This window comes from Enterobacter cloacae complex sp. ECL352, assembly GCF_020149545.1.
Lineage (GTDB): Bacteria > Pseudomonadota > Gammaproteobacteria > Enterobacterales > Enterobacteriaceae > Enterobacter > Enterobacter asburiae_B.
Map to the genome: position 1 here is coordinate 4,523,268 of NZ_CP083709.1, position 16,821 is coordinate 4,540,088.

A 16,821-nucleotide genomic window follows, 5' to 3' on the forward strand; every position below is an offset into this window, starting at 1 on the left:
TAATTAACGAGTCTTAATCATGGAAAACACCTTATTACAGGCCAACGCGACGCTGCCTCAGTACGATCGCGACAGCCTTCAACCACGCATTGTTCATCTGGGTTTTGGCGCCTTTCACCGGGCGCACCAGGCGGTGTACGCCGACATTCTCGCCGCCGGGCACGGCAGCGACTGGGGCTACTGTGAGGTTAACCTGATTGGCGGCGAGCAGCAGATTGCCGATCTGAAGGCGCAGGATAACCTCTACACCGTGGCGGAGATGTCTGCCGACGCATGGACATCCCGCGTGGTTGGCGTGGTTAAAAAAGCGCTGCATGCGCAGGTTGACGGGCTGGAAAGCGTGCTGGCGGCGATGTGCGAACCGCAGGTGGCGATTGTCTCGCTGACCATCACCGAGAAAGGGTACTGCCATTCACCGGCGACCGGACAACTGATGCTCGATCACCCGTTTATCGTCGCCGACCTGCAAAACCCGCACCAGCCGAAATCCGCGCCGGGCGTGGTGGTGGAAGCGCTGGCGCGTCGCAAAGCGGCGGGTCTGCCCGCGTTTAGCGTGATGTCCTGCGACAACATGCCGGAGAACGGACACGTGATGCGCAATGTGACCTGCGCGTACGCCCGGGCCGTAGACGGCGAGCTGGCGGACTGGATCGAGGCTAACGTCACCTTCCCGTCAACCATGGTGGATCGTATCGTGCCGGCGGTCACGCCCGATACGCTGGATAAAATTGAGCAGCTGACCGGCGTGCGTGACCCGGCGGCAGTCGCCTGTGAACCGTTTCGCCAGTGGGTGATCGAAGATAACTTTGTGGCAGGACGTCCAGAGTGGGAAAAGGCCGGAGCCGAGCTGGTGTCAGACGTGATCCCGTTTGAAGAGATGAAGCTGCGCATGCTCAACGGCAGCCACTCGTTCCTGGCGTACCTGGGCTATCTGGCCGGCTACCCGCATATCAACGACTGTATGGAAGACGAGAACTACCTCCTCGCCGCGCACGCGCTGATGCTTAACGAGCAGGCGCCCACGCTGAAAGTGAAGGGCGTTGATTTAGGCCGCTATGCCGATCTCCTGATTGCCCGCTACAGCAACCCGGCCCTGCGCCATCGGACATGGCAAATCGCGATGGACGGCAGCCAGAAGCTCCCGCAGCGTATGCTGGACTCCGTGCGCTGGCACCTGGTGCACCAGACGCCTTTCCCGCTGCTGGCGCTGGGGGTGGCTGGCTGGATGCGTTATGTCGGCGGCATTGACGAGCAGGGTAACGCCATCGACGTGAGCGATCCGCAGCTGGCGGTTATTCAGGCGGCGGTGAACGAAAGTGCGGAAGGCGAAAGCCGGGTCAATGCGCTGCTCGGCATTGAGGCCATCTTTGGTAACGAGTTACCGCAGGAGCCGCGCTTTGTGGCTGCGGTGATGGCCGCGTACCGGTCGTTGCTGCAACAGGGCGCGAAAGCGACCGTCGCGCAGTACGCGTCTCAACGGTAGTTCAGCACATGCCGCCGTGCGCGGCGGCATGGCTGCGCACAGCTTAGTGCATCCCCAGGCGAATCAGCTCAATCGGTTCGAACTTACCTTCGCATCCTTCCACTTCAACCGTTTTGCTGCGGCGCACCTGCGCGGCATCCAGCCCGTCGCTGTGGATCGCTTTAATCACGCCAGTTTTGCCCGTGCCGCTAATCATGACGCGGCTGCCGGTGGTGATTGCATTGCGGTTACGGTCGTATGTCATCATGGTATTTTCTCCTCTCTAACCTGTTCGTTACGGCGCTATTTCGGGTTATGCCGTTCACGGGGCATATAAATACGCCTGTCCGCGCTTCATGTTTTTGTTTTTGATCAAACTCACACTTTTTTCTTTATTTCGTCGGGCGCTGACGGTTCAGGACGGTAATTTACAAAGTGGACCGTTATTTTCATTAATTGATAGTTTCGACAGGGAAGCGTTGAGGGTTGGTTTATATTCCTGATGTCATCCTGTGTGCAGGAAATAACCCTTTCATCGGAATAAGGAGTCAGGCTTATGTATAAGAACATTTTGATGCCTGTAGACGTGTTTGAAATGGATTTGAGCGACAAAGCGGTTCGCCACGCGGCAAGCCTTGCGAAGGCTGAGGGCGCGTCGATTACCCTGGTCAATATTCTGCCTGCCAGCAGCCGGTCTCTGCTGCGCGGTTTCAACGCCGATATAAAAAAGTTTGAAGAGTATATGACCGCAGAATCCGGGAAGAAAATGAACGAGTTAAAAAGACTGTTCGATATTGCCCCTGAGAATATTCACAGCATGGTGCGTTTTGGCAACGTCCGGGATGAAATTATCAAGCTGAGCAAGGAGGGGAAATATGATGCGATTGTCATCGGGTCGAAAAATCCGAGCATCTCCACGCATCTGCTGGGTTCAAATGCGGAATCTATTCTGCGCTACGCCACGATCCCGGTGTTAGTCGTTCGCTAATCACCTCGCCGCACCCGAAAGGGGCGGCGCATATTACTCTTCGCTAAACCACTCGCTATTTTCCTGACGAATAAGCTGCACGGATTCGCTAATTTCCTGCAGATGTAGCGTCATCGCTTTTTCCACACCGTCCGGGTCGCGTTTTTCCAGCGCGCTGAAAATATCATGATGCTGTCGGAGCAGCATTTCCGGCGGGGAGACGTGATCGAGGCTCATATAGCGCACGCGGTCAATGGTGGCCTTGATGTTCTCGATGGTGTCCCAGGCCAGCTGACAATCCGCGATCTGCGCCAGCTTCTGGTGGAATTCATCATCAAGCTGGAAGAAATCATTGAGCTGCTTACGGTCAATCGCAATACGCTGCTGGTGCAGGTTCTGCTCCAGCTGGTAACACTGGTTGTCGTTGATAAGCGTTGCGGCACGGCGCGCCACCGCGCATTCAATGGCCTGGCGAACGAAACAGCCGTTGCGTACCTGAGAGAGTGAAATTTTGTTCACGTAGCTGCCGCGCTGCGGGCGGATCTGAATCAGTCCGTTTTCAGCAAGCTTAATAAACGCTTCACGTACCGGCTGACGGGAAACGTCAAAACGCACGGACACCTCTTTTTCAGAAAGCGGCGTTCCCGGTGGGATCAGGCAATGGACAATATCACGTCGCAAAATGCGATAGATTTGCTGGTTAACGGGCTGGGTGGGATTGAGTTGCGATTCAGCGGCCATGAGTTGTCATTTCTCAGAGAGTTAGCCTGAACATACTACCATTCTTTTATAACCCGAAACAGACCCGGCCCGCAGGCCGGGAAGGGCAGAGTTAGCCACGATGGACGCTAAGTCCGGCAAAACTCTGGCTGACGGGCATCATTTCCACGGTATTGATGTTGACGTGTTTTGGCAGCGTCGCCACCCACCAGACCGTTTCGGTCACATCTTCCGGCGTCAGCGCGTTCGCATTTTCGTAGGTTTTGCCCGCTTTCGCGTCATCGCCTTTGAAACGCACGTTGGAAAACTCGGTGCCGCCCACCAGGCCCGGCTCGATATCGGTAACGCGAATGGCGGTGCCGTGCAGATCGGTACGCAGGTTAAGGCTGAACTGGCGCACAAACGCCTTCGTTGCGCCATAGACGTTGCCGCCCGCGTAAGGCCAGCTTCCTGCGGTGGAGCCGATGTTGATAATGTGGCCGCGGTTGCGCTCGACCATGCCCGGCAGCACCGCGCGGGTCATATAGACCAGCCCTTTGTTGTTGGTGTCGATCATGTTTTCCCAGTCTTCCACGCTGGCTTTGTGGGCGGGCTCCATGCCCAGCGCCAGACCGGCATTGTTAACCAGCACGTCGATGGCGCGCCACTCGGCGGGCAGGTTGGCAATCATCTCTTCAATGGCCGCGCGGTTACGCACGTCCAGCTGCGCGGTCAGGATGCTGTCGCCTGATTCGTCCTTCAGCTCCTGCAGGCGCTCCTGACGACGGCCCGTGGCAATAACCTTGTGCCCGTTGGCGACGAAGCGACGCGTGATGCTTTCACCAAAACCTGCCGTTGCCCCGGTAACTAAAATAATCATCTCACTGTTCCTCAACGCTTTTTGTGTTGTACTAACATAGCACGGCCGCAGAGGGTGCGTTAAGGCAACATTTGTATGACGGCGTTGCAGGGGATGGCGGCCTGACCTACTCTGGGAGGATACCCGTACTCAGGAGCGAAAGATGACGGCCACGAATCCCTTTTTTGACATCAGCCTGCTGCCTTACCAGGCCCCCCATTTTGATGAAATCAACGATAGCCACTATCGCCCGGCCTTCGATGAAGCGCTTCGCCAGAAGCGGGCGGACGTAGACGCCATTGTGTCCCAAACCGCTGCGCCGGACTTCACCAACACCGTGCTGGCGCTGGAGAAAAGCGGCGCTTTGCTCTCGCGCGTCAGCAGCGTGTTCTTCGCTATGACCTCCGCACACACCAATGCGTATCTGCAGGAGCTTGAGGAGCAGTTCTCCACCGAGCTTGCCGCGCTGGCAAACGACATCTGGCTGAATGACACCCTTTTCGCCCGCGCGGAGAGCGTCTGGCAGGACCGTGCCGCGCTGGACGCCGAATCCCGTCGGCTGGTCGAGGAGACGTATCAGCAGTTTATTCTGGCCGGCGCGCGTCTGAATGAAAAGGAAAAAGCCGAGCTGAAGGCGCTGAATACCGAGGCGGCGACCCTGACCAGCCAGTTTAATCAGCGTCTGCTGGCTGCCGATAAGACGGGCGGGCTGGTGGTGGATTACGCGCACCAGCTTGATGGGCTCAGCGCCAGCGAGATCGCCGACGCGGCGCAGGCTGCCGCGGAGCGAGGGTTAAACGACCGCTGGCTGATCCCGCTTCTGAACACGACTCAGCAGCCCGCGCTTTCCGCGCTGCGCAATCGTCAGACCCGCGAAAACCTGTTCAACGCAGGCTGGACGCGCACCCAGAAAGGGGATGAAAACGACACTCGCGAGCTGATCCTCCGCCTTACGGCGCTGCGCGCCCGGCAGGCCAGCCTGCTGGGCTTTGACGATTACGCCAGCTGGAGTATCGCCGACCAGATGGCGAAAACTCCGGACGCCGCGCTGGAATTTATGCGCGGCATTGTGCCCGCCGCCCGCGCCCGGGCAGAGCGCGAGCAGGACGATATTCAGAAAGTGATTGATGACGAGCAGGGCGGTTTCACCGCGCAGGCCTGGGACTGGGCCTTTTATGCCGAGCGCGTGCGTCAGGCAAAATATGCCCTCGATGAATCGCAAATCAAACCCTATTTTGCGCTCAATACCGTATTGCACGATGGCGTATTCTGGGCCGCAAGCCAGCTGTTTGGCATCCGCTTTGTGGAGCGCTTCGATATTCCGGTGTATCACCCGGACGTCCGCGTCTGGGAAATTTTCGACCACACCGGTGAGGGCATGGCGCTGTTTTACGGCGACTTTTTTGCCCGCGATTCCAAGCAGGGCGGGGCCTGGATGGGGAATTTCGTCGAGCAATCCTTCGAGCTTGCCGCCCGTCCGGTGATCTACAACGTCTGTAATTACCAAAAACCGGCTAACGGCGGCGTCGCGCTTCTCTCCTGGGATGACGTGATCACCCTGTTCCACGAGTTTGGCCATACGCTGCACGGTCTGTTTGCCAGCCAGCGTTTCGCCACGCTCTCCGGGACCAATACGCCGCGCGATTTCGTTGAATTCCCGTCGCAGATCAACGAACACTGGGCCAGCCATCCGCAGGTGTTTACCCACTACGCCCGCCATTACGAAACCGGTGAACCGATGCCGGACGCGCTGCGGGAAAGCATGCTCAACGCGACCCATTTCAACAAGGGTTATGACATGACGGAGCTGCTGGCTGCCGCGCTGCTGGACATGAACTGGCACGGGATTAGCGAAGCCGTTTCGAGCGTAGACGCGTTTGAAGCGGCAGCACTGAAAAAAGAGGGGCTGGATCTGCCCGCCGTACCGCCGCGCTATCGCAGCAGCTATTTTGCCCATATTTTCGGCGGCGGCTACGCGGCGGGATATTACGCCTACCTGTGGACGCAAATGCTGGCGGACGATGGCTATCAGTGGTTTGTCGAACAGGGCGGTCTGACTCGTGAAAACGGACAAAAATTCCGCGAGGCGATTTTGTCCCGTGGTAACAGCACGGATCTGGCTGAACTTTATCGGCAGTGGCGCGGGCATGATCCGAAGATTGAACCGATGCTGGAAAATCGCGGGTTGAGCGAATAGAGCCAGTCTCGTCAGAAAAAAGAACCGGGCTTTACGCCCGGTTTTTTTATAGGCTCCAACGTGCTTGTAACGTGTTCTGCAAAAACAGTTTTAATATGTTTTCTTTATAAATAAAACAGGTGAGATTAAAACTTACTTCGAACAGTATATTTAATTGGCCAAGATTAGGCTTTAAATGAATTAATGGTTAATAGTTTGTTCTGGATTGTAAAAATAAAAACCTTTAGCTTCGGATTTTTAGCTATAAATTTTTGTTATTTTGTGCCGATAAATGAAAGTGGCATAAAAATCGACGCAGTAGCAGTTAAGAAGGCGAAAGATGACCCTACCTCTGAACAATCCGAGCTTCACGGATACCGAGCCTTCTAAAGGCCTGATAAATAAAACCTTTACTTATATTGTAACGTTGTTGATAAGTATTTTTATTGCGGCAATAATTTCCCTGCTAATAATAAAAGATAATGTAAATGAAATCAGCGACAAGCACGATGAATTTTTGTTAAGGAAAGCCCTGGAGACCCGCCAGGAGAGCATGCAAAGTCATTTGAAAGACAATGCCGAGTGGGGAGATGCCTACAAACATCTTCATCTGAACAATGACGTTCACTGGGCATGGGATAAGCAGAACCTGGGTAAGTCCCTGTATGACAACTTTGGCTACGAAGGGGTGTTTGTTCTCTCTCCGGAAGGGAGCACGCGATACAGCGTGGTTGACGGGAAGCTGAAGCTTCAGGAGCTGGAGCGCTGGTTAGACAAATCAACCAAAGACCGTTTACTCCATGAGTTGAGTATAAAAAAGGGAGTGCCGGTTTCTGTGCTAGCGCTTATCGATTCCGTGCCGGCCATTGTTTCTGCGCAATGGATAACGACGGGCGATGATGCGAGCGTGCAAACCATGCCCGGAAAACCGTCGACAATGGTGTTTATAGACAAGTTAACGGCTAAAAAACTCCTCACGATTGGGCAGGATGACGGCATCCAGAACGTTCGTACTTCACCTGATACAGCCACTTCTCAAATAAAGAATCAGACGGAATTTACCTTAAGCACCCAAAATGGGGATGTGCAAATTATCTGGGACGGTGAAAATCCCGGCCAGGCGTTAATAATTTATTTTTTGCCATTGCTCATTCTTTCCGTCGTTCTGACGGTATCGATGACGGTGATATTAATGCGCCATATTATGCACAAGGCGAGAATGCTTGACGAAAATACGTTTCTCCTTGAGCAGGCGCGGTTGAATCTTATTACGAGTGAAAAACGATTCCGGGACGTCAGTGAAACAACCAGCGACTGGTTCTGGGAAACAGATTTATCGTTAAGGATAACGTGGCTATCGGGTCGTTTCTCTACAATAACGGGATATGAAAATAGCAAATGGATAGGCCGCAGGTTGGATGAACTCTTTCCGGCGACAGGCGAATTATCACATGACTGCGCCGGGCAGCGGGATTTAACCGAACGCTTTGAATTTAAAAACTGTCCTTATACTCACGCGCAAAAAAACACGTCATATTGCACGCTTCTGGCAAAGTTTTCTGCTCAGCCTGATGGAACGGTGGTGTTGCGAGGCGCGGCAACCGACGTCTCTCAGGAAGTTGAAGCAACAAAACGCGTGGAGTTCCTGTCACGCCATGATGAATTAACCGGTCTGCCGAACCGGTATCATATTAAGGAATTTCTGGCTGGCCAGTTGGCGAAAGAAGACCTCAACCGTTATCCGTTTGCCATGATTTGCCTTGATTTAGACAAGTTTAAACCCGTCAATGATATTTTCGGGCACTCCACCGGCGATGCCCTGCTTGGCGAGGTCGCTTCACGTCTTAAAAATTGCGTGCGTCGAGGTGATTTTGTCGCACGGCAGGGAGGGGATGAATTTATGCTTCTCCTCGGCAACACCAGCCAGCAAGACCAGATTGAGGAGGTGTGTCGTCGTATCGTGCAAGAACTTAACCGTCCTTTCGCCATTGAGGGCAATGATGTGGCGATAGGCGTAAGCATGGGCATTGCGCTGGCTCCCCGGGATAGCAGCAGCGCAAACGATCTTCTACGCTACGCGGATATTGCGCTGTATCAGGCGAAACAATCCGGCAGAAACCGATGGGTCTATTATCGCCCGGATATGTCGGAAAAGTTGACTGAACGCAGGAAACTGGAATTAGAACTCAAGACCGCGATTCGCGAAGAACAGCTCTACCTGGTTTACCAGCCGCGTTATAACCTCCGGTATTCTAAAATTGAGGCCGTCGAAGCGCTGGTACGCTGGCAGCACCCGGCTCGGGGGACCATAATGCCCGATCAGTTTATCCCGCTGGCAGAAGAAACCGGGCTGATTATTAGCCTGAGTAACTGGGTCATACGCAAAGCCTGTACGGAGACGAAAGACAAATTGCCGGGATTATCGGTCTCCGTTAATATTTCTGCTATCGAATTCCAGGCAAGCGATCTTGCCGAAAGAATAAAAGAGATCCTTCACGAAACGGGGCTTGGATCCAACCGGCTGGAAATTGAAGTCACTGAAAACGTTACGCTTTCCGACCCAGAAAAAACCTTGCAGACCATGAAGTCTCTCAAAAGAATGGGCGTCCGCATTCTGATTGACGATTTTGGTACCGGCTATGCCTCACTGAGCTATCTGCGGAAGTTTCAGTTTGACGGGCTTAAGCTCGACAAGAGCTTTATTTTTACCCTCGGTGACTCGCCGCAGAACCAGTCAGTCGTGGAGAAAATTATCGACCTGGGGAAAGCCTATTCCATGGCGGTAACCGCAGAAGGGGTGGAGACCGTCGAACAGCTGTCTTTTCTGAAAAAAAATAAATGTGATGAAGTTCAGGGCTACCTGCTTGGAAAACCGGCCGCCATTGCGGACTTAAATTTAAACGCCAACAGAGTAAATCTCTAAATCGCGTTTTCACTCAGGAAAGCGTAAATGAAAAACCGGGCTTCTCGCCCGGTTTTTGTTATCCGCTCTCCGTTCGTATCCACGATCGTAAACGCCGCTTTCTATCTTACGACCAGGACAGGGCATTTCGCATGCCGAACCACTGCCGCAGCGTTCGAACCTAACAGATACGTTGATATGTCAGGTTTGTGGGAAGCGATGATAATCAGGTCGGCATCGATCGTGTCAGCGAGCTTAAGGATTTGATCCTTTGGAGAGCCCGTCACGGCGTGAGTCTGTATCTTGTCTGGAGGAATTTTGAATTGCTTAACGATTTCATCCAGCTTCGCTAAGGCCGCGTGCTGGAACTCTTTCAGCTTCGGCATTTCAACCGAATAGGCCAAACCTAATGATGAATAATACGGAAGCGATGGAATGACGGTAAGAAAGTGAACTTTAGCTGTGTTAAGGGCTGTATGTGCCTGAACGAAGGGGATAACCATGTGCGTCAGGCTATCCTCCGAAATGTCAATTGGAACCAAAATTGAGTTATACATTTGTCCCTCCTGAGTGTTTTTCACACAATTCAGGGTAGACCGTTAATTTCAGGAAAACAGAGAGCAAGCTGTCATAACGGGGACAAATTTCGGTTATGTGATAGGCGTACAGTCGAACCTGCCCGTGATCTCGTCAACGTGGCGTGACAACGAACAGGGGCATTCGGGGATGAATCTCTCCGCGTCACGGTCCGTTTTCTGCAAAACGCCAAAGCCTCAACCGGGCGCAATGCCCGGTACCTTGTTCATATTGCGTGACAGCTGACGGACGCGATAATTTTATTCCCGCCCATATTCCCCATAATCAGATCGAGTAATTTTCGGTATTCCTCCCGGGTCATCACCTCCGCCCGAATTTCGGTTTTACCTTCTGCTTGCGCCGTAGCGGAATAAATCGCTTTCAGACTTAACGTCAACTCTTTCGCCATATTTACGACGCTCTGCCGCACCGCATCTTCATGCTCATCATTGCAGGTGATTTTAAGTACATAGCATTTTTCGCCTTCATGGAGCACGGGCAGTTGATTAATTCGCTGCGCGGCTTCGCGAAGCAATATGTTAGCGCAGAGAATAATTAGGCTGGCCATGGCGGCATTCCAGAACTGGCCTGATCCGCACAGTACGCCAATTCCGGCCGAGCACCACAGCGTTGCGGCGGTGTTCAAACCACGAATATTCATTCCTTCACGCATAATGACGCCAGCGCCAAGAAAGCCGATTCCGGAGACGATCTGCGCTGCGATACGCCCCGGGCTATCAGGAGAAGTCGATACCGAACTTAAAATGAACACTGCCGCACCCGTGGCAACCAGTGCATTGGTACGAAGTCCGGCCATACGCTGGCGCCACTGTCTTTCCGCGCCAATAATTGCGCCCAGCAGCATCGCTGCGAGCAGATGAGAGATATAAGGGAACATCAGCCTGTCGCCTGTTAACGTTATTAAATAATAAGCGTCAGTGCTTTGCTAAGCACATCATAACGCCGTTTAAATGCTAAACGTGTCAGGACGACGGTGGCGGAAAGAGTGAATGTGTAAACATGAACATGCGATGCCCCACAAATTGAGTGGTTTTACTATTTCGGGATACAATCGCTTAAAGAGGATTGCTGCCCACCGTTTCAGGTAAGCAGCGAGGAAATCGCGCTAGCTTACCTTCGTATCAACAATAAAATAACTTTCCAACGAAGGACTCCTGTGAAAATTTATTGCCAGTATAGTCAGGGTCGATAATGAGTAAAGCGAAAAAACAGCCTCCGTTATGAATTGTTTAAGTTCGCAAGGCATATTTTTTAAGACGTCATCTGATTTTAAAAAATACCCGCTATACTACATTTCCTTTTTTACAGGCGATAACAGACAAAGGCAGGAAGTATGTCTCTTCGTTCGCTGCGGGCATTATGCCTGACAAGTTTTTTCATCGCGGATGTCCGCGATGGCCTCGGTCCTTTTCTCGGTATTTTTCTGACCGAACGCCACTGGGCTCCCGATGATATCGGCATCCTGATGACGGCCGGTGGGCTGGCGGGACTACTGGCCACGCTGCCGGCGGGATTCATCACCGACACCTCGCGCAGCAAGCGGACCGTGCTGGCGCTGGTGTGCCTGCTCATCACTCTTAGCACGCTGCTGCTCTGGTTTAGCCAGCAGAGCGCTGTTGTCGCCGTTTCGCAAATTGTCTCCGGTATCTGTGCGGCGTTTGTCGGTCCGCTGATCGCCGGAATTACCCTGGGGCTGACCGGTCAGAGCGGATTCAGCGCGCAGATGGGCAAAAATGAGGCGTTCAATCACGGCGGCAACTTTGTTACCGCACTGATTGCAGGGGGCATTGCGTGGTACTGGGGCGTCGGCGGGATTTTCCTGCTGATGACCTGTACGACGCTGTTAACGCTCTGTGCGCTGCTTGCCATTCGCAACGGGGATATCGATAACGACGCGGCGAGGGGGCTCTCTTCTTCAGCGAGCCTGCCGGTTCCCGGCTTTGCCGTGCTGATTAAAAACCGGGCGCTGTTAGTGACCGGGCTGACGCTGCTGCTCTTTCACCTGGCGAACGCCGCGCTGCTGCCGATGCTGAGCATGAGGATGGCCGCCGCGCCCGCCTCGATCAACCCCGGTTTGTACGCGGCGGGCACCGTTATCATCTCCCAGGCCGTGATGATCCCCGTCGCCATCTGGGTCGCCCACCGAATAGACCGCTACGGCTACTGGCGCTTAATTATGCTGGCGCTGCTGGTGATGCCGGTGCGCGCCGCGCTGGCGGCGTCGACGGAGGCGCCGCTCATGATGGTCCCGGTACAAATTCTCGACGGGCTCGCCGCAGGGATCCTGGGCGTCGCGGTACCGTCGTTTATCGTGGTGCTGTTGCGCGGGAGCGGGCACGTCAATGCGGGGCAGAGTGTGGTGATGCTGATGCAGGGGGTAGGGGCATCCATGAGCCCGGCGTTAACCGGCACGATTGCGGGTCATTACTCGTTTGCCACGGCATTCAGCGTCCTGAGCGCGATTGCGCTGGTGGCCGTCCTGCTCTGGTGGTGCTTTGCGCACCGGATCTGGGAGACAGACAGTACGCCGGGTGGGGCATAGCCGCCACCCGGCGTCACGCTTACGCCAGTTCGTTAGGGCACGCTTCGCCCTTTTCCAGCTGCTGCAGATTACCCAGCGTGGTTTCTGAAATGCTGATCAGCGCTTCGGCAGTGAGAAACGCCTGGTGTCCGGTAAACAGCACGTTATGACAGGCTGACAGGCGGCGGAACACGTCGTCCTGGATCACATCATTCGACTTGTCTTCAAAGAACAGATCGCGTTCGTTCTCGTACACGTCCATTCCCAGCGCGCCAATTTTCTGGGTTTTCAGCGCTTCGATAGCGGCCTGAGAGTCAACCAGCCCGCCGCGGCTGGTGTTGATGATCATCACGCCATCTTTCATCTGGTCAAACGCCGCCTGGTTAAGCAGGTGGTAGTTCTCCGGCGTCAGCGGGCAGTGCAGGGAGATCACGTCAGACTGGGAGAACAGGGTCTGCAGGTCGACGTATTCCACGCCCAGCTCCAGCGCAGCGGCGCTCGGGTATGGATCGAACGCCAGCAGACGCATGCCGAAGCCTTTCAGAATGCGCAGGGCGGCGACGCCAATTTTACCGGTGCCGATCACGCCCGCGGTTTTGCCGTACATGGTAAAGCCGGTCAGCCCTTCCAGAGAGAAGTTGGCATCACGGGTGCGCTGATAAGCGCGGTGAATACGACGGTTGAGCGACATCATCATGCCAATTGCATGTTCCGCGACCGCTTCCGGGGAGTAAGCCGGGACGCGCACCACCCTCAGACCCAGCTCTTTCGCCGCGTCGAGGTCCACGTTATTAAAGCCCGCGCAGCGCAGGGCGATATATTTCACGCCCTGTTTTTTCAACTCTTCCAGCACCGGACGACTGCCGTCGTCGTTAACAAAAATGCAGACGCCTTCACAGCCGTGCGCCGTTTTGGCGGTTTTTTCGGACAGCAGAAAGTCGAAAAATTCAAGCTCAAACCCGTAAGCCTCGTTAACATGTTGCAGATACTTTTTGTCGTACTGCTTTGTGCTATATACCGCGAGTTTCATAAGACTTTCTCCAGTGATTTTGCATTCACGTTAGCATGATTAAAATTATCTTACAATTTCTAAAATATTATTGAATTCAATAAGTTCTATCAATTATTCTAGAGCATATGTACACCCTAACTCCATGATATTCTTACTACGAGAAATCTTCGGCGCGGATCTGAACAGGGCATGTAGCGGATAATGGAGTGGGTAGAGGATGTGAGAAACGCCTGTCTGGATTAGGTTAAAGAATGGCAAGAGGGCATGAAAACTGCAATGCCTACGTATGAGATGGAAAGATATTAGGAACCAGGTGAGTTTCTGACAAATATGGAGAATGATGCATGTCGCAACAATTGGAGTTGTCCTTATCTCCGCCGATGCTGCCCGCCTTGTACTATTTTGTTGTATCTATTGCGGTTTTATTCTTACTGTTGATGGGGAAACTCAAGGTCGACAGGCTGCGTAAATATCCTCTGTTCATTGCCTATACGCTATTTGTGATAGCCATCGCAGCCATTCAAATTAACGTTTTTGCCAACGGCTATGAGTTTGTTAGCGGTTTTTTACATATTGATTTTGATCCCTGGCGGTACGACTCGGTGTATTGGGGGTCATTGATATTCGCCATGCTTTACCTGCTGGCAATGCCACGGAACAGGCCCTAGTTTCGCAACTTAACGTTACAGCATCTATCCTTAAACCTGGCTTTGACTTCAACTGACTGGCTAAACATGCGACAATGATCGGCACTGCCGGCTTAATTCTTTCGCTAAATCAGGATATTAACTGCCCATGAAGGGTAAATACAAAGCCGCTCTTGCGCTTTTACTGCTGTTCATATTGTTGCCGCTGACGCTGCTGATGACGCTCGCCCAGTGGGTACCGACGCTCGCCGGGATCTGGCTGCCCGTCGGGACGCGCATCGCTTTTGAAGAGAGTCCGAAACTGACCCGCCACGCGCTGGTGATCCCCGATCTTCGCTATCTGGTTGAAGACTGCGAAATTGCCCGCATCGATAACGTGACGCTGTCACACCCGAGCCGCTGGAAGCTGGATATCGGCGCGCTGGATCTTAACTCCGTCTGTCTGAGCAAAATTCCCCAGTCTGCGCCCTCAACGGTCGCCCCCAAAACGCTGGCACAGTGGCAGGCGGTGTTACCCAATACCTGGATCACGGTTCACCGTCTGACGCTGTCGCCCTGGCAGGAGTGGCAGGGCGAGCTGCATGCGTCGCTGACGCCGTCCATTCAGGAGATCGCCTATAAAGGCGAGCAGGTCAGCATTAAAGGCACGCTTCGCGGTCAGACGCTCTCGGTCAGCCAGTTCGATGTCCAGCTCCCGGACCAGCCGCAGCCGATTAAGCTGGTGGGCGAGTTTACCTTGCCGCTGGTACCGGATGGCGTGCCGGTGAAGGGCCACGCGGTCGCGACCTTTAACGTGCCACAGTTGACGTCTCTGGTCGATGCCGATCTGGACTGGGAAGACAATCAGGGACAGCTGGTGGTGATGGCGCGGGATAATCCCGATCCGCTGCTCGACCTGCCGTGGCAGATCACCGCGCAGCAGCTGAACATCAGCGACGGGCGCTGGAACTGGGATCTCTCGGGTATGCCGCTGAGCGGGCGGGTATCCCTTCGCGCCGACAACTGGCAGCAGGGGCTGGATAACACCACCCTGACCGGACGGCTGAATGTGCTTACCCAGGGTGATGCGGGGAAAGGCAACGCGGTACTGAACATTGGGCCCGGCAGGCTCAGCATGGAAAACAGCGACATGCCCCTACATCTGAGCGGCGAGGCGAAGCAAAACGATCTCATTCTTTACGCAAAATTGCCCGCCACGCTGACCGGCAGCCTGTATGAACCGCAGCTGGCCTTTGAGCCGGGCGCGCTGCTCCGCTCGCGCGGGCGCATCATTGACTCACTCGATATCGATGAAATCCGCTGGCCGCTGGCGGGTGTGAAGCTGACGCAGAAGGGCGTGGACGGTCGTTTACAGGCGATTCTGCGCGCTCATGAAAACGAGATGGGCGATTTTGAACTCCATCTGGACGGCAAGGCCAACGACTTTTTACCTGATAACTGCCTGTGGCAGTGGCGCTACTGGGGGAAAGGCGGTTTTACGCCGATGCATGCCCGCTGGGATGTCGCCGGGAAAGGCGAGTGGCGCGACAATCTTATTGAGCTGACGGCGCTCTCCACCGGTTTTGACAAGCTCCAGTACGGCACGATGGAGGTCAGCAAGCCGCGTCTGGTGCTGGATCAACCGGTGCGCTGGCTGCGTGACCCCGAAAAACCGGCCTTCAGCGGCGCGCTGTCGCTCAACGCCGGGCAAACCCGTTTCTCCGGCGGCAGCGCGTTGCCGCCCTCGGTCCTGACCTTCAGCGTCGACGGCACCGACCCGACCATTTTTCAGTTCAAGGGCGACCTCCATGCGGACAAAATCGGCCCGGTACAGGTGAACGGACGCTGGGATGGCGTGCGCCTTCGCGGGCAGGCCTGGTGGCCAAAACAGTCGCTCACCGTCTTCCAGCCGCTGATCCCGCCGGACTGGAAAATGACGCTGCGCGACGGGGAGCTTTACGCGCAGGTCGCCTTCTCGGCGGCGGCCGATCAGGGCTTTGAGGCGGGCGGGCACGGCGTGCTGAAATCCGGCAGCGCCTGGATGCCGGATAACCAGATTAACGGCGTCGATTTTGTGCTGCCGTTCCGCTTCAGCGAGGGTACCTGGTCTCTCGGCACGCGCGGTCCGGTCACGTTGCGCATAGGCGAAGTGGAAAACCTGGTGACCGCGCGCAACATTACCGCCGATCTACAGGGGGATTATCCCTGGACGGAGGACAATCCGCTGCTCCTCACCAACGTGAAGGTGGAAACCCTCGGCGGGAAAATCACCATGCAGCAGCTGCGGATGCCGCAGCACGATCCGGCCCTGCTGCGCGTGGACAATATCTCTTCGAGCGAGCTGATTAGCGCCGTTAATCCGAAACAGTTTGCCATGTCAGGGCCGGTGAGCGGGGCGCTGCCGTTCTGGCTGGACAATGAAAAATGGATCATTAAAGATGGCTGGCTGACCAACCCGGGGCCAATGACGCTGCGCATCGACAAAGATACGGCAGACGCCATCGTGAAAGATAATATGGTGGCGGGCGCCGCGATTAACTGGCTCCGCTATATGGAAATTTCGCGTTCGTGGACGAGAATCAATTTAGATAATCTGGGTGAATTAACCATGCAGGCGACCATCAAGGGGACCAGCCGGGTGGATGGCAAAAGCAGCTCCGTCAACCTGAACTATACCCATGATGAGAATGTCTTTACCCTCTGGCGCAGCCTGCGCTTTGGGGACAATCTGCAAACCTGGTTTGAGCAACATGCGGCGATACCTGCTCCCCGCAGTTCGACTGGCAAGGAAAGTGAGGAACAACAATGAAAAAGATGGCTGGTGTGCTCACCGTTGCCGTTGCCGCGCTACTGACCGGCTGTACGCCGCGCATTGAAGTCGCTGCGCCAAAGGAGCCGATTACAATTAATATGAATGTCAAAATCGAACATGAGATCCACATTAAGGTCGATAAAGACGTTGAAACCCTGCTGAAATCGCGCAGCGATCTGTTCTGAGGA

At 54.6% G+C, this 16,821-nt stretch carries 14 protein-coding genes; 8 read left to right on the forward strand and 6 right to left on the reverse strand.

The window, feature by feature from the left end; translation table 11 throughout:
• Nucleotides 1–19: 19 nt before the first annotated feature.
• Nucleotides 20–1,483 (forward strand): mannitol dehydrogenase family protein, encoded by a 1,464-nt coding sequence (locus LBF07_RS22395; RefSeq protein WP_094935859.1) that lies wholly within the window; start codon nt 20–22, stop codon nt 1,481–1,483.
• Between the two features lie 43 nt (nt 1,484–1,526).
• Here the strand turns inward: LBF07_RS22395 and ydfZ are convergent, their stop codons facing one another.
• The gene (gene ydfZ, locus LBF07_RS22400) at nt 1,527–1,730 is read right to left on the reverse strand and encodes a putative selenium delivery protein YdfZ (protein WP_014883679.1); all 204 of its coding nucleotides are present in this window, start codon (nt 1,728–1,730) and stop codon (nt 1,527–1,529) included.
• A 288-nt stretch (nt 1,731–2,018) separates the two neighbouring features.
• Here ydfZ and LBF07_RS22405 point away from each other — a divergent pair, with 288 nt between their 5' ends.
• Nucleotides 2,019–2,450 (forward strand): universal stress protein, encoded by a 432-nt coding sequence (locus tag LBF07_RS22405; RefSeq protein WP_033145406.1) that lies wholly within the window; start codon nt 2,019–2,021, stop codon nt 2,448–2,450.
• A 33-nt stretch (nt 2,451–2,483) separates the two neighbouring features.
• Here LBF07_RS22405 and LBF07_RS22410 read toward each other — a convergent pair whose 3' ends face one another.
• Both LBF07_RS22410 and ydfG read right to left on the reverse strand, forming a co-directional pair.
• Nucleotides 2,484–3,170 (reverse strand): GntR family transcriptional regulator, encoded by a 687-nt coding sequence (locus tag LBF07_RS22410; protein ID WP_023311557.1) that lies wholly within the window; start codon nt 3,168–3,170, stop codon nt 2,484–2,486.
• Nucleotides 3,171–3,261: 91 nt separating this feature from the next.
• Nucleotides 3,262–4,008 carry a bifunctional NADP-dependent 3-hydroxy acid dehydrogenase/3-hydroxypropionate dehydrogenase YdfG gene (gene ydfG, locus LBF07_RS22415; RefSeq protein WP_094935858.1) on the reverse strand — a complete coding sequence of 249 codons (747 nt, stop codon included), beginning with the start codon at nt 4,006–4,008 and terminating at the stop codon, nt 3,262–3,264.
• A gap of 142 nt (nt 4,009–4,150) precedes the next feature.
• Here ydfG and dcp point away from each other — a divergent pair, with 142 nt between their 5' ends.
• Together dcp and LBF07_RS22425 are read left to right on the forward strand one after the other, a co-directional pair.
• Nucleotides 4,151–6,184 carry a peptidyl-dipeptidase Dcp gene (gene dcp, locus LBF07_RS22420; RefSeq protein WP_094935857.1) on the forward strand — a complete coding sequence of 678 codons (2,034 nt, stop codon included), beginning with the start codon at nt 4,151–4,153 and terminating at the stop codon, nt 6,182–6,184.
• Between the two features lie 319 nt (nt 6,185–6,503).
• Nucleotides 6,504–9,086: an EAL domain-containing protein gene (locus LBF07_RS22425; RefSeq protein WP_126327644.1), complete on the forward strand. Its 2,583-nt coding sequence runs from the start codon at nt 6,504–6,506 to the stop codon at nt 9,084–9,086.
• Between the two features lie 101 nt (nt 9,087–9,187).
• On the opposite strand, the gene uspF is transcribed toward LBF07_RS22425, so the two are convergent.
• Nucleotides 9,188–9,622: a universal stress protein UspF gene (uspF, locus tag LBF07_RS22430; RefSeq protein ID WP_023292544.1), complete on the reverse strand. Its 435-nt coding sequence runs from the start codon at nt 9,620–9,622 to the stop codon at nt 9,188–9,190.
• A 245-nt stretch (nt 9,623–9,867) separates the two neighbouring features.
• On the reverse strand, nt 9,868–10,539 hold the full coding sequence (locus tag LBF07_RS22435; RefSeq protein WP_094935208.1) for an MgtC family protein: 672 nt from the start codon (nt 10,537–10,539) through the stop codon (nt 9,868–9,870).
• A 456-nt stretch (nt 10,540–10,995) separates the two neighbouring features.
• On the opposite strand from LBF07_RS22435, the gene LBF07_RS22440 reads away from it, so the two are divergent.
• Nucleotides 10,996–12,204, forward strand: a complete 1,209-nt coding sequence (locus LBF07_RS22440) for an MFS transporter (RefSeq protein WP_094935209.1) — start codon at nt 10,996–10,998, stop codon at nt 12,202–12,204.
• Between the two features lie 19 nt (nt 12,205–12,223).
• On the opposite strand, the gene LBF07_RS22445 is transcribed toward LBF07_RS22440, so the two are convergent.
• Nucleotides 12,224–13,213: a 2-hydroxyacid dehydrogenase gene (locus LBF07_RS22445; RefSeq protein ID WP_033145411.1), complete on the reverse strand. Its 990-nt coding sequence runs from the start codon at nt 13,211–13,213 to the stop codon at nt 12,224–12,226.
• 326 nt (nt 13,214–13,539) lie between these two features.
• Between LBF07_RS22445 and LBF07_RS22450 the strand changes: the two genes are divergently transcribed.
• The 3 genes from LBF07_RS22450 to LBF07_RS22460 all read left to right on the forward strand — a co-directional run bounded on the left by LBF07_RS22450 (nt 13,540) and on the right by LBF07_RS22460 (nt 16,818).
• A complete protein-coding gene (locus LBF07_RS22450; RefSeq protein ID WP_094935210.1) occupies nt 13,540–13,863 on the forward strand; it encodes a hypothetical protein in 324 nt (107 codons plus the stop codon).
• Nucleotides 13,864–13,990: 127 nt separating this feature from the next.
• Entirely contained in the window at nt 13,991–16,630 is a 2,640-nt protein-coding gene (locus LBF07_RS22455) for a YdbH family protein (RefSeq protein ID WP_094935211.1), read from the forward strand.
• Complete coding sequence (locus LBF07_RS22460; protein WP_014169918.1) at nt 16,627–16,818, forward strand: YnbE family lipoprotein; 192 nt, start codon at nt 16,627–16,629, stop codon at nt 16,816–16,818. Before LBF07_RS22455 ends, LBF07_RS22460 begins: the two co-directional genes overlap by 4 nt.
• The last annotated feature ends 3 nt before the right edge of the window (nt 16,819–16,821 follow it).